Origin of the sequence: Acinetobacter schindleri CIP 107287, from assembly GCF_000368625.1 — a bacterium.
GTDB classification, from domain to species: domain Bacteria; phylum Pseudomonadota; class Gammaproteobacteria; order Pseudomonadales; family Moraxellaceae; genus Acinetobacter; species Acinetobacter schindleri.
In genome coordinates, this window is record NZ_KB849575.1 from 635,878 (window position 1) to 649,166 (window position 13,289).

General features: G+C 43.1%; 12 protein-coding genes. 9 read left to right on the forward strand and 3 right to left on the reverse strand.

The annotated features are described in order from the left end of the window. Window positions 1–51 precede the first annotated feature (51 nt). Window positions 52–954, forward strand: a complete 903-nt coding sequence (locus F955_RS06230; protein WP_004892505.1) for an NAD(+) kinase — start codon at window positions 52–54, stop codon at window positions 952–954. Window positions 955–957: 3 nt separating this feature from the next. Then, entirely contained in the window at window positions 958–1,230 is a 273-nt protein-coding gene (locus tag F955_RS06235; protein WP_004892509.1) for a YeaC family protein, read from the forward strand. A gap of 58 nt (window positions 1,231–1,288) precedes the next feature. Here the strand turns inward: F955_RS06235 and F955_RS06240 are convergent, their stop codons facing one another. Then, the gene (locus F955_RS06240; protein ID WP_004892512.1) at window positions 1,289–2,290 is read right to left on the reverse strand and encodes a glycosyl transferase family protein; all 1,002 of its coding nucleotides are present in this window, start codon (window positions 2,288–2,290) and stop codon (window positions 1,289–1,291) included. Between the two features lie 414 nt (window positions 2,291–2,704). Between F955_RS06240 and F955_RS06245 the strand changes: the two genes are divergently transcribed. Together F955_RS06245 and F955_RS06250 are read left to right on the forward strand one after the other, a co-directional pair. Continuing rightward, the gene (locus F955_RS06245; protein WP_004892515.1) at window positions 2,705–4,048 is read left to right on the forward strand and encodes a dicarboxylate/amino acid:cation symporter; all 1,344 of its coding nucleotides are present in this window, start codon (window positions 2,705–2,707) and stop codon (window positions 4,046–4,048) included. 168 nt (window positions 4,049–4,216) lie between these two features. Then, window positions 4,217–5,359 (forward strand): acyl-CoA dehydrogenase family protein, encoded by a 1,143-nt coding sequence (locus F955_RS06250; protein WP_004815368.1) that lies wholly within the window; start codon window positions 4,217–4,219, stop codon window positions 5,357–5,359. Window positions 5,360–5,441: 82 nt separating this feature from the next. Here F955_RS06250 and F955_RS06255 read toward each other — a convergent pair whose 3' ends face one another. Next, on the reverse strand, window positions 5,442–5,960 hold the full coding sequence (locus F955_RS06255) for a DJ-1/PfpI family protein (RefSeq protein ID WP_004892519.1): 519 nt from the start codon (window positions 5,958–5,960) through the stop codon (window positions 5,442–5,444). A 485-nt stretch (window positions 5,961–6,445) separates the two neighbouring features. On the opposite strand from F955_RS06255, the gene pheA reads away from it, so the two are divergent. The 4 genes from pheA to F955_RS06275 all read left to right on the forward strand — a co-directional run bounded on the left by pheA (window position 6,446) and on the right by F955_RS06275 (window position 11,428). Next, a complete protein-coding gene (pheA, locus tag F955_RS06260; protein ID WP_004892523.1) occupies window positions 6,446–7,555 on the forward strand; it encodes a prephenate dehydratase in 1,110 nt (369 codons plus the stop codon). A 65-nt stretch (window positions 7,556–7,620) separates the two neighbouring features. Further along, complete coding sequence (gene hisC, locus F955_RS06265) at window positions 7,621–8,712, forward strand: histidinol-phosphate transaminase (protein ID WP_004892525.1); 1,092 nt, start codon at window positions 7,621–7,623, stop codon at window positions 8,710–8,712. Window positions 8,713–8,715: 3 nt separating this feature from the next. Next, window positions 8,716–10,962 carry a bifunctional prephenate dehydrogenase/3-phosphoshikimate 1-carboxyvinyltransferase gene (locus tag F955_RS06270; protein ID WP_004892528.1) on the forward strand — a complete coding sequence of 749 codons (2,247 nt, stop codon included), beginning with the start codon at window positions 8,716–8,718 and terminating at the stop codon, window positions 10,960–10,962. A 100-nt stretch (window positions 10,963–11,062) separates the two neighbouring features. Then, complete coding sequence (locus F955_RS06275) at window positions 11,063–11,428, forward strand: hypothetical protein (protein WP_004892531.1); 366 nt, start codon at window positions 11,063–11,065, stop codon at window positions 11,426–11,428. Window positions 11,429–11,470: 42 nt separating this feature from the next. On the opposite strand, the gene F955_RS06280 is transcribed toward F955_RS06275, so the two are convergent. Beyond that, a complete protein-coding gene (locus F955_RS06280; RefSeq protein ID WP_004892534.1) occupies window positions 11,471–12,100 on the reverse strand; it encodes an alpha/beta hydrolase in 630 nt (209 codons plus the stop codon). 124 nt (window positions 12,101–12,224) lie between these two features. Here F955_RS06280 and yaaA point away from each other — a divergent pair, with 124 nt between their 5' ends. Then, window positions 12,225–13,007: a peroxide stress protein YaaA gene (gene yaaA / locus F955_RS06285; RefSeq protein ID WP_004892538.1), complete on the forward strand. Its 783-nt coding sequence runs from the start codon at window positions 12,225–12,227 to the stop codon at window positions 13,005–13,007. Window positions 13,008–13,289 lie beyond the last annotated feature (282 nt).

Sequence of the window (13,289 nt, forward strand, 5' to 3'; positions counted from 1 at the left end):
CCAGAGCTTAATGCTATTATAGGAGCGATTCGTAGCGGAGCGACGAGACTGGTGCTAATTTCACATAAGACATTCCGAAATATCGGGTTAATAGGACGTCCTGATAAATCTTCAGTAGTTGAAACCTTATGTCTTATTCATGATCATTTGTTGAACGTGGGCCTGCATCCAGTGTTTGATGCAGATACCGCTGCGCTGGTACCTTATGAAAATACCCAGACAGTGAGCCGCGCCTTGCTGGGTGAGGTGGTCGATCTGGTCATTGTGGTCGGAGGGGATGGTTCATTGCTGCATGCTGCCCGGGCACTGGTCAAATATAATATTCCTGTCATCGGTGTGAACCGTGGCCGCTTGGGCTTCCTGACGGATATCAAGCCGACAGAAGTCATCTTCAAGCTGGATCAGGTCCTTAAAGGTGAATTCCAGCTTGAGCGACGTTTCCTGTTAGAACTGGAAATCCGGTCTAAAGGCGAAATTATCCATGATGCGATTGCCCTGAATGATGTCGTACTTCATTCTGGTAAATCCGTGCACATGATCGACTTTGAGCTGAATATTGATGGACAATATGTCTATCGTCAGCATAGTGATGGTCTGATCGTGTCGACACCAACAGGCTCAACTGCCTATGCACTTTCTGGTGGTGGACCAATTGTACATCCAAGTATGGATGCGATTGTGCTGGTACCCATGCATCCGCATACCCTGTCATCCCGACCGATTGTGGTTGGAGGACATAGTGAAATAAAGCTGGTGATCCGCAAAAATCGCGTGATGCCGATGGTCAGCGCAGATGGACAGCACAGCATCTCTTTGAATGTGGGAGATACGGTTCACATTCGTAAACACCCATTTAAACTGCAACTTTTACATCCACCGGGTTATGATTTCTATATGGCGTGTCGGACCAAGCTCGGCTGGAACCAAGACTTTGATTATCAGAATCGGGATTAAATCATGAATATTGAACAAATGCTTTCTATGCTCAATCCTGAGATTGTAGACCGACTGCGTACTGCGATTGAAATTGGTAAATGGCCGAACGGTGTGGCATTGACGGAAGAGCAGCGTCAGACGTGTATGCAAGCCGTATATGCCTGGGAAATTAAACATTTGCCTGAAACTGAACGTAGTGGTTATATCGACCGCGGTACCAAAGAAGAAGGTGAAGAGTGTGATGATGATCATTACAAGAATGAATCGGAATTCAGGCCCATTCGTTTCGTTTAATTGAAACCAAAAAGACCACAAACGTGGTCTTTTTAATGTCTGAAATAAATGATTTTGTTCAAACCGAAAGACGAGTATTCCAGAGTTCTTTAGCTTTCTGCATCGCTGCTTCATAGCTCTCACATTTGCCCATGGTATATAGCGCAATACCGATAGTTTCAACCACTGCGGTTTCGCCATACTCATGCGAACGTTGACCATCCCAGACTTCTTTAAATACGGCCAGATTCAGCTCTTCTTCAATCGGACTGCGATTGTCCGTCAGTTTAGGCAGTTCGTGTTCATACAGTTCGCCATTCTTGATACCACAAATTAAGGTTTTGGCATCAGGGTTACGTTCAAACTCGCCACCTTCACCTTTAATCACAGCACTATTTTGATAACCGAGCTGAAAAGCAGCGCGCTGGTGTGAACCACGATAAGCCGGATGGAAAATGGCCTGTAAAGTCGCTTTGGCATTGAATGGATTAATCAGGCGCGCCAATGTATGAATAGGAGAACGTAAACCCATAACATTCCGCAGTCCGATCAGCTCAGCCAGGATAGGTGAAATCACATCTAAAGGCAGATAAGCAAAATGTCTTTCTTGCAGCTGCTGTTCGACTTCAACTTCACTGTGGCAAATAGAATAGCCTAAGTATTCTAATACTTGCTCAGTATAAACCCGATTCAAAGTATGCCCAGCTGCACCATGCATGACAATATTATAACCATGCTTGGCCAAGGTGAGGGCAGACAGGATAAACCATGGGTAATGCTTGCGCTTGCCAGCATAAGATGACCAGTCCAAGTCTACATCCAGAGCTTTAAAATTAAGCTGATCTCGGGTTGCCTGAACAAAACCTGCCAGTTCTTCGACGGATTCTTCTTTTACGCGCAGTAGCATCAGGAATGCACCTAGCTGCACATCCAACACTTCATTTTTCAGGATCATACTAAAAGCTTGATAGGCTTCATCATAACTGAGCGAGCGTGCACCATTCTTTCCTTTACCAATAATACGAATAAACTGGGCAAAAGGATGTTCAGCATCTTTATAAATATTTCGCTTTGTGGTCATAGGGATAGATCAATCATGTTCATCAAGTATTGGCATATTTTACGCTGATATTGGTATTTCACCTTCTTATTTTGCAGAAGAATTATGGTTTTATAAGACTATAGTCTAAGGAATATTGTTTATTATTTAGACAAATTTAACATTTTGGGTTAAACAAAAGTCTAAAAAGCGGTTAAAATTTCTCTTGATTCTTTGTGTTTGCTTCATCTCCTGATCAATGCACTAACTTCTGCTGAAGAGCGGTGTTCCTGTAATTGTTAAAAGTACATACACAATCTATTTTCAGTATCAGATTAATTTCTTGATACGTAAGCACTTTTTTGTTTAAGGCAATGAAGTATTGGATGCTTATTTTCTTAAATAAGTGAAAACTGAATATTGCTTCTTGTTAGAAGTATATTGTGAACTAAGGTCATGGCTAAAAAACCTATTTATAAGTCACTTTATTTTCAAGTGATTGTTGCCATTATTGCCGGTATCCTCGTGGGTCACTTCTCACCAAGCGGTACGCAAATTATCAATGGTGCTGAGCAATATGTTCCTGGTTTGGGCGAACAGCTGAAACCATTGGGTGATGGCTTTATCCGCCTGATCAAAATGATTATCGCACCAGTAATTTTCTGTACGGTAGTGAGTGGTATTGCAGGTATGGAAAGCATGAAATCTGTCGGCAAGACAGGTGGTATTGCTTTACTATACTTTGAAATCGTATCGACGATTGCCTTGGTGATCGGTCTGCTCGTGATCAATATTGCCAAACCTGGTGTTGGTATGAACGTTGATCCAGCAACTCTGGATACGGAAGGTATCTCGAAATATGTTGCATCAGGTGAGTCACAATCGACCATCGATTTCTTCATGAATATCATTCCAAATACGGTAGTGGGTGCATTTGCTGAAGGGGAAATCCTTCAGGTACTGCTATTTGCTCTCCTGTTTGGTTTTGCCCTGCATCAGCTGGGTGATAATGGTAAGCCAGTATTGAAGTTCATTGACCAGATTTCACATGTATTCTTTAACATCGTGAACATGATCATGAAACTTGCACCTATCGGTGCGTTCGGTGCCATGGCATTTACGATCGGTAAATATGGTATCGGTACACTGGCGCAGCTGGGTCAATTGATTCTGTGCTTCTATATCACCTGTATCCTGTTTATTTTCATTATTCTCGGTTCGATTGCACGTTTCACCGGTTTTAGTATCATGAAAATGATCCGTCTGATCCGCGAAGAATTGCTGATTGTACTGGGTACTTCATCCTCTGAATCTGTATTGCCGCGTATGCTGAAAAAGCTGGAACTGGCAGGTGCAGAAAAATCGGTAGTCGGTCTGGTTATTCCAACAGGTTATTCTTTCAACCTGGACGGGACTTCTATTTACCTGACCATGGCGGCAGTCTTCATCGCTCAGGCAACCAATACCCAGCTAGATCTATCTCATCAGATTACCTTGCTTCTTGTGCTATTGATTTCATCTAAAGGTGCAGCAGGTGTAACAGGTTCTGGCTTTATCGTAATGGCTGCAACCCTGTCTGCAGTAGGTCATATTCCGGTAGCGGGCTTGGCACTGATTCTGGGTATCGACCGTTTCATGTCTGAAGCACGTGCTTTGACTAACCTGATTGGTAACTCATTGGCGACTCTGGTTGTTGCAAAATGGGTCGGTCAGCTGGACAAAGAAAAACTGGATTATGCATTAAACAATCCGGCAGAAATTGATGAATTAATGCAGCAAGAAGGCGTTAAATCTCACTGATTTCAGTCTGTTTAAAAAAAGGAAGCTTCGGCTTCCTTTTTTTAAATTTTTATTAAAATAAATTGACTATAAAGTTTGAAAAAAAATCGTATTAGCGCATGACACTGACCTTAAAAATCGCTAGCCTGTCTGTGGAAATATAATGATAAACACCACAAGGATAGAACAATGCTGGCATATGATGCAGACCTGGAATTATTCCGCGATAACTTTAAACGCTTTATGAGCGAACAGATTGCACCGCACTATGAGCAATGGGAACGTGAGGGCAAGATTCCACGTTCGGTATGGAATGCGCTGGGTGAAAATGGCTTTCTTTGTGTGGATGTTCCAGAAGAATATGGGGGCTATGGTGTGCCAACCCATTACTCCTTAATGTTACTCGAAGAGTCTGCACGTGCAGGATTTAGTGCACTCTCTATTGGTTTGTCATGTCACTCGGATATTGCTGCACCCTATATCCTGCATATCGCCACTGAAGAACAGAAGAAATACTGGCTGCCTAAAATGGTAACCGGTGAGGTGGTCGGTGCCATCGGTATGACTGAACCAGGTGCGGGTTCTGACTTGCAGGCAATTCGAACCAGTGCCATTTTGCAGGACGACCATTATCTGTTAAATGGTTCCAAAACTTTTATTTCGAATGGTCAGCATGCCGATCTGGTGGTGCTGGCTGTAAAAACCGATCCACAGGCACGTGCCAAAGGTGTTTCACTGCTTTTAGTAGATACTCATCTGGAAGGTTTCAAGAAAGGCACCAATCTGGACAAGATTGGCCTGCACTCGCAAGATACCTCTGAGCTGTTTTTTGATAATGTCAAAGTGCCAAAAGATCAGTTACTCGGTCAACCAGGCCAAGGCTTTGCATATCTGATGCAAGAACTGCCACGTGAGCGCACTGCGATTGCGGCTACGGCTTTGGGCGCGATTCGTGGTTCAATTGATATCACCACGACCTATGTCAAAGAACGTCAAGCCTTTGGTCAGGCAGTGGGCCAATTCCAGAACACTCGCTTTGTACTGGCACAGGCCAAGATTGATGAACTGGCAACAGCGGCATTTTATAACCAGAATGTTGAGTTATATATGCAGGGCAAGCTGAATGTTGAAACTGCAGCAGCCTTAAAAAGTTTTTCAACTGACATGCAGATGAAAATTGCGGACAATTTGCTCCAGCTGTTTGGGGGCTATGGCTATATGACTGAATATCCGATTTCCCGTTTCTTTGTCGATGCGCGTATCCAAAGGATTTATGGTGGTACGAACGAGATCATGAAAGAAATCGTGGCACGTAGCCTATTAGGTCGCTAAAAGTATTTTATTCGCTATAAAGTAAAAGTGAGCCTATAAGGGCTCATTTTTATGTAAGGGAGCAAATGACATTTTTCATATTTTAAGACCTTAATACTTCTAGGCACTCATCAATAAACACAGGTAAATCGTCTGGTGCACGTGAAGAGATCAACTGGTTATTATCATTGACCAGTTCTGCATCATAATAACGACCGCCTGCATCTTGCAGCCAGTGCGCATGGTCACGAATACTGGTAATAATCCGGTCCTTCAGCACGTCAGCTGCACCGAGTAATAATGAAGCATCGCAGATGCTAAAGATGGTTTTATTGGCTGCATTAAATTCCTGAATCAACTTTAGAACGACAGCATCTGAAGTGAAGGTCAGGGGAGATTCTCCACCTGGAATCAGTAGGGCGTCAAAATCATCGACACAGATCTGGTCAATACTTTCATCTATGGTCACTGAAGCTGTATGTTTCTGACCATATATAACCTTTCCAACTCCATGGTCAATATTGCAGATACTGTGACTGGCAGCACGAAAGGCTTCTACAGGTTCAAAATATTCCTGATCATCAAAGTTATGAGTGACGAGCACAGCTATTCTTTTTGGCATGTATTTGCTCCTGCCTAAGTTTTGAACAGACTAGCGGGATAAGGTTTAAAAATCGTCCCTGCTTTGTAAATAAATACATGTTAAATGTAAAAATCTCTGTTAAAACAAGTAAAAAAAGCATATGTGCAGGAGGTTAAGCGGTAATTTTAAAATGAACTATTGATTATCTAGCAACGTCTTTCTATTGCTGAATTTTAAGTCTTTGCATGATTTTTCTTATGGTTAAAATCGTTATATAGATTAAGAAATAATGATAATTCATCCATCCTAAAATCAGTTAAGATGCAAACGCAAACTTTACAATTTGATAATGTAACTTTTGCTGAATACGCTGTGGAAAATGTTACCAAACATTGCAGATGCGATGAGTGGTTAGGCAACGCATAAATAACTGACTTTTAAAAGACAAAGTCATATTGCGTAACATTTGAAAGCTTACTATTGTTATACTGAAACAGTTACGGTTTATGAAGGGCGACATAACAATGATCAACGACGATCAAAACACTACGACTTCTCTTGATTTGGCTAAGATTCGTGAAGATATCGATTCAGTTGATCAGCAAATTCAGCAATTGATTAATCGCCGTGCGCGTTTGGCAGAAGCTGTAGCAAAAGCAAAGTTTGCTTCAGAAGAGAATCCACTGTTTTACCGTCCTGAACGTGAAGCGCAGGTTTTGCGTAATGTTATGGAACGTAATGAGGGGCCACTGTCTGATACCACCATGGCACGTCTGTTCCGTGAAATCATGTCGGCATGTTTAGCGCTCGAAGCACCACAAAGTATTGCTTTCCTGGGGCCTGTGGGTACCTATACGCATTCAGCAGTATTGAAACATTTTGGGCATGATGCTGTAGTACGTCCATTGCCCACCATTGATGAAGTGTTCCGTGAAGTAGAAGCGGGAAGTGCGCATTATGGTCTGGTACCAGTTGAAAACTCGTCTGAAGGTGTGGTGAACCATACTTTAGACTGTTTCAAAACTTCGCATTTGAATGTGATTGGTGAAGTGGAATTGCCAATTCATCATCAGTTCCTGATCTCTGAAAATACCCGTAAAGACAGTATCAAGCAGATTTATGCGCATCAGCAAACTTTGGCACAATGCCGTAAATGGTTAGATGCCCATTATCCAGGTGTTGAGCGTGTCGCACTGAGTTCAAATGCCGAAGCAGCGCGCCGTATTCAGAATGAATGGCATTCTGCCGCAATTGCCTCTGAAATTGCTGCAAACATCTATAATCTTGAGATTATGCACAGCAATATCGAGGACAATCCGGAAAATACGACACGTTTCCTGGTGATTGGTCGCGAGAAAGTGCCACAAAGCGGTAATGACAAAACTTCACTGCTGGTATCAGCGCATGACCGCGCCGGTGCATTGCTAGAAATTCTGGCACCATTTGCCAAGCACAACATTAGTCTAACAAGTATTGAAACTCGTCCTGCACTTCCTGAAAAATGGGCTTATGTATTCTTTATCGATCTGGAAGGTCATATCGATCAGGAACATGTTAAAGCTGCGATTGAAGAAATTCGCCCATTGGTGAAAGAAGTTCGCGTATTGGGTTCATATCCTCAAGCTGTACTTTAAGTCAGCCATTTGTGGTCAGTGCGAGGGTGCTGACCACTGTTTCACACGTAAATCGGAAGTATAAAATGTCGTTCGTGCCAGCCAATCAAGGCATCTCAAAGTTAAAGCCATACCAGCCAGGTAAGCCAATCAGTGAACTTGAACGTGAGTTAGGGATCACCGATATCGTGAAACTTGCTTCAAATGAAAACCCGTTGGGCTGTTCAGATAAAGTCAAAGAAGCAGTCACTGCAGAACTGGCAGAAATTGGTCGTTATCCAGATGGTGGTGGTTTTATCCTGAAAGACCAGATCAAAGAGCAATTTGGTTTTAATCATGACCAGATTACTTTGGGCAACGGTTCAAACGACTTACTGGAAATGTTTGCCCGCGCATTCGTTTCTTCAAGCGATTCTGTGATTTACAGCCAGCATGCATTTGCAGTATATGCTCTGGTAACTCAAGCGATCCATGCTGAAGCGATTGAAGTACCAGCAAAAGGCTTCTCGCATGATCTTGAGGCCATGGCGGCTGCAATTAAAGACAATACCAAGCTGATCTTTATTGCCAATCCAAATAATCCGACAGGCACCTGGTTTGAAGAAGCTGAATTTGAAGCGTTCATGCAGAAAGTGCCGGCAAATGTGATCGTAGTGCTGGATGAAGCGTATGTGGAATATTTCCCGGAAAACTTCAATAGCCTGAAATTCCTGAAGCAGTATCCTAACCTGATTGTCAGCCGTACTTTGTCTAAGTGTTATGGTCTGGCTGCACTGCGTGTTGGTTTTGCATTGGCATCGGTTGAAGTAACGGACTATTTAAACCGTATCCGTCAGCCATTTAACGTTAACCATTTGGCGATGGTGGCTGCAGTTGCTGCACTGAAAGATGAAGCCTTCATCGAAAAATCTCGTGAAGTGAACAAGGCAGGTATGGCACAGCTTGAAGCGGGTTTTAAAGCTCTAGGTCTAAACTATGTGCCATCTCGTGCCAACTTCATCCTGGTCGATGTTCAAGCAGATCCTGCTGAAACCTTTAATGGTTTATTAAAGCAAGGTGTGATTGTGCGTCCAGTGGGTATTGCTAACCACTTGCGCGTATCGATTGGTACCGAAGCTGAAAATGCCAAATTCCTTGCTGCACTCGGCAAAGTACTTGGCTTAGAGGCAAAAGCTTAAGTTATGTCGCAGCCACTGTTTGAAAAAGTTGCCTTTATTGGACTTGGACTGATTGGTTCAAGTCTGGCACGTGTGATTGAGGCTGAACATTTAGCCAATGACATCGTGGCATCGACCCGCTCGCAAAAAACGCTGGAAGATGCCAAAGCCTTGGGATTAATTTCCGAAGGCTATGCAGATCCTGTAGAAGCTGTCAAAGGTGCAGACCTGATCGTCCTGGCTTTACCCGTACGTGCTACGCAAAAAGTATTGGAAACGATTCAGCCTTATCTGGCTGAAGGTGCCATTATTACCGATGTGGGTAGCACAAAGGGCAATGTAGTTGAGGCGGCCAAAGCGGTTTTTGGTGATGCATTACCTGCAGGTTTTGTACCGGGTCATCCGATTGCCGGTGCAGAACATACGGGTGTGCATGCAGGCAAAGTTGATCTGTTTGCCAATCATAAAGTGATTTTGACGCCGTTGCCGACCAGTGCAGCGTGGGCAGTCGATAAACTGATTCAACTGTGGCAGGCGGCAAAAGCGGAAGTGATTTGCATGGATGTGGAAAAGCATGATGAAGTGCTGGCGCATACCAGTCATCTTCCGCATCTGATGGCCTTTAACCTGGTCGAACAACTGGCCAAGCGTGAAGACAATTTAGATATTTTTCGTTATGCTGCGGGCGGCTTTCGGGACTTTTCCCGAATTGCAGCCAGTGATCCACAAATGTGGCATGACATCTTTTTTGCCAACAAAAAAGCAATTCTGAATGCTGTAGATGGCTTTGAGGCTCAGCTAGAAATTATCCGCAAGCTGATTGAAGACGAAGATTCCCAAGCATTGATGGGCTTACTGGGACATGCGCAGGCAGCTCGCCAGCATTTCAACCATATGCTTGCCAAGAAACCTTTCATGGAGAAAAATCAAGTGACACAACAATTTACCATTCAGCCGGGCGCCAAGAAATTCCAGGGCAAATTTACCGTGCCAGGTGACAAATCTGTGTCACACCGTTCCATCATGTTTGGTGCCATCGCTGAAGGCACTACGCATGTGACCGGTTTCCTTGAAGGGGAAGATGCTTTAGCGACTCTGCAAGCTTTCCGTGATATGGGCGTGAGTATTGAAGGTCCTAAAAATGGTGAAGTGACGATTCATGGTGTGGGGATGCACGGCCTTAAAGTACCACAGTCTGCGCTGTATATGGGCAACTCAGGTACATCAATGCGTTTGCTGTCCGGTATGCTGGCTGCACAAAAATTTGATTCAGTAATGACAGGCGATGCATCATTGTCCAAGCGTCCAATGGAGCGTATTGCCAAGCCTTTGCGTGAAATGGGTGCACAGATTCAGACTACAGGTGAACGTGGTACCCCGCCGGTATCCATTACAGGCAATCAAAACCTGAAAGGGATCCAGTACGACTTGCCAATGGCATCAGCTCAGGTGAAATCAGGGATTTTACTGGCAGGTCTTTGGGCTGAGGGTGAAACTTCGGTGACTGAGCCTGAACCAACACGTGACCATACTGAACGTATGCTGCGTGCCTTTGGTTATGAAGTGAAAACTGAAGGTAACCGGATTTCATTACAAGGTGGCGGAAAATTGGTCGGCACCAATATCCAGGTCCCATCAGACATTTCATCTGCTGCCTTCTTTATGGTGGGTGCGGCAATCACTGAAAATGCAGACGTGACTTTAGAAGCTGTAGGTATTAACCCAACCCGTACTGGTGTCATTGAAATTCTGAAGCAAATGGGTGCGGACATTACGGTTGAAAACGAGCGTATTGCGGGCGGTGAGCCAATTGCAGACATTCGTATTCGTGGTACTCGTACCTTAAAAGGTATTCATATGCCAGAAGATCAGGTGCCATTGGCCATTGATGAATTCCCTGCATTATTCATTGCAGCGGCATGTGCCGAAGGTCAGACGATTTTGACCGGTGCTGCAGAGCTTCGCGTGAAAGAGTCAGACCGTATTCAGGTCATGGCGGATGGTTTAAAAACCATGGGTATTGACTGTACCCCAACTGAAGATGGCATCATCATTGAAGGTAAAGGCAAGGCAGGTGACTGGTCACCAATCTTTACCGGTGGTGAAATTGAATCGCATCATGATCACCGTATCGCAATGAGTTTCTCGATTGCAGGTCTGCGTAACTCAGGTGAAATCAAGATTGTCGGGACTGAAACAGTCGCGACCAGCTTCCCAACCTTTACTGCACTGACATCTCAGGCTGGTCTGGCGATTAAAGTGACAGAATAATCCTTAAATTTATGTGAAACAGCCAAGCTTTTGCTTGGCTGTTTTGTTTATATTGGCTTATGCTAAACCCATACAAGAAAAAAGCCATTTGGATGTAGCGATGCGAAAATTAAAATTTATTGCCAATACTCAAAGCCAACAGCAATTACAGGATAGTCGTGAGACCCAAGAGTATGTCGCGCAATTTCTTGCTGATGAACTAGGAAAATATGGCTTTCAAACCCTGCCACAAAGTGGTGGACAGGTTGCTGTTGCAGTAGATGAACACGCATTGCCACTTTCGGTGAGTTGTGAAAGTCGTGACAGTGAAGGGCATTTTGTCTGTGAGATTGTATCTTATCCAGATGAAGAACAAGACTGGCTGGATCGGATTACAGAACAAAGCCTTCTTAATCAACTGGCACAGGCCGTAGAAGCTTCACTCAAAGAGCAAGAAAGCTTTAGTGAATTCGAATGGAAAAATTAAAAAAAGCGGCCATTGAGCCGCTTTTTTTTAATTATGGAATTTTTACAGCATTAAAAAGCGCGTAATCGCAATACGCAACTGTTTGAGGTAACCAGTAAAGAAATGATTGGCACCTGGTAAAATGGTCAACAAATGACGCTGTGGTTTAGCCCATTCAATCAGATCCGACAACAGGGTTACATCATCGGCTTCACCATGTAGGAACAGAATGTCACCTTTAATATGCGGTGTTACATAGTGGCGTAAACCTGCTACGGTGGCGGTTGGCAAACCGCATAAAACAGTCTGTTTAGGCTGTAATTCTATAGGTAGCGTGGCATAGCTTTTGGCCATGACATGCGCACCGAAACTAAAGCCACCTGCATAGAATGGCAAGCCAATATGTTGAGTACGAGCGAATTTAATCACTTCAAGTACATCATCAGTTTCACCATAGCCTTCGTCATGTATTCCATCACTTTGACCAGAACCACGGAAACTTGGACGATAGACAACACAACCACGCTCTAAAAACATTTGTGCCAGCAATACTGGAACTTTATGTTGTGGTGTACCGCCTTGTAATGGATGGGGGTGACAAACAACCGCGAATCCTTTCACTTCACCCTGAGGATAATCCACAAAAACTTCAATTTGTCCCACAGGACCCTGAAGGAAAATTTGCTCGGACATAGGAAAATCGATAAATGAGGGGAGAAAGGCGTATTTTAACGATTGTATTAAGTAAAAACATGAATTGGAATTAAAATAACTCGACTGATATAGTTTGATTAATCACTTTTTAACCAGGTTGGCTATGCTCGCATTAATTTCCCCTGCAAAGACCCTCGACTACGAATCATCGTTACCAACAGATCAGCATACGCAAGCAAGATTGCTGGAACATTCCCAGGAATTGATAGAAGTTGCCAGCAAGTTATCAGCAACAGAAATTTCCAGTCTGATGTCAGTAAGTGAAAAAATTGCCAATCTTAATGTTGAGCGTTTCCGTGACTGGCAGCCAGAGTTTGATCTGTCAAATGCACGACAGGCGATTTTTGCCTTTAAGGGCGATGTTTATACAGGTCTGGATGCCTATAATCTAAAAGATCATGATATTAGCTATGCCCAGGAACATTTGCGTATGCTGTCCGGCTTATATGGTTTGTTACGTCCATTGGATCTGATGATGCCATATCGATTAGAGATGGGAACAAAACTTGCCAATTCTCGTGGTCATAACCTGTATGAATTCTGGGGACATACCATTACTGAGCTGATCAATTATGATCTCGCAGCGGCGAATTCAGAACTTTTGGTGAATATTGCTTCTGATGAATACTATAAATCTGTGAAGGAAAGTAAAATCCAGGCAGAAATCATCAAGCCTGTGTTTCTGGATCAGAAAAATGGCAAATATAAAGTGATTAGCTTTTATGCCAAGAAAGCACGTGGCCTGATGGCACGCTTTATTATTGAAAACCAGATCGATCGCGTAGAGGGACTGAAAGGTTTTAATACTGATGGGTACTACTTTGATTCAGAGAGTTCTCTTAAAGGTGAGCTGGTATTCAAGCGTGATGAACAACTCGCTGCTTAGGTAGTCTTATTTAATAAAAAAAGATCATCTGTGGGTGATCTTTTTTTATATATGAATAATTAAGCATTAAAAAGGCGCATAAAATAAGTTTTTTCTTTTTACAGATAAGAATTCTGCTACAAAAAGAAGCATTAATTTTAAAGGATAAAATTTATTCTATTTCAAAGTAGAACGGCAAATATGGGAGAGTTAGCAGTTAAAATATACAAGTTTTAATCGATGATTTTGACAATGGGTCAGAAAAATTGATTTAGAAAAATTTATAGATAAGGCTGTAAGAAA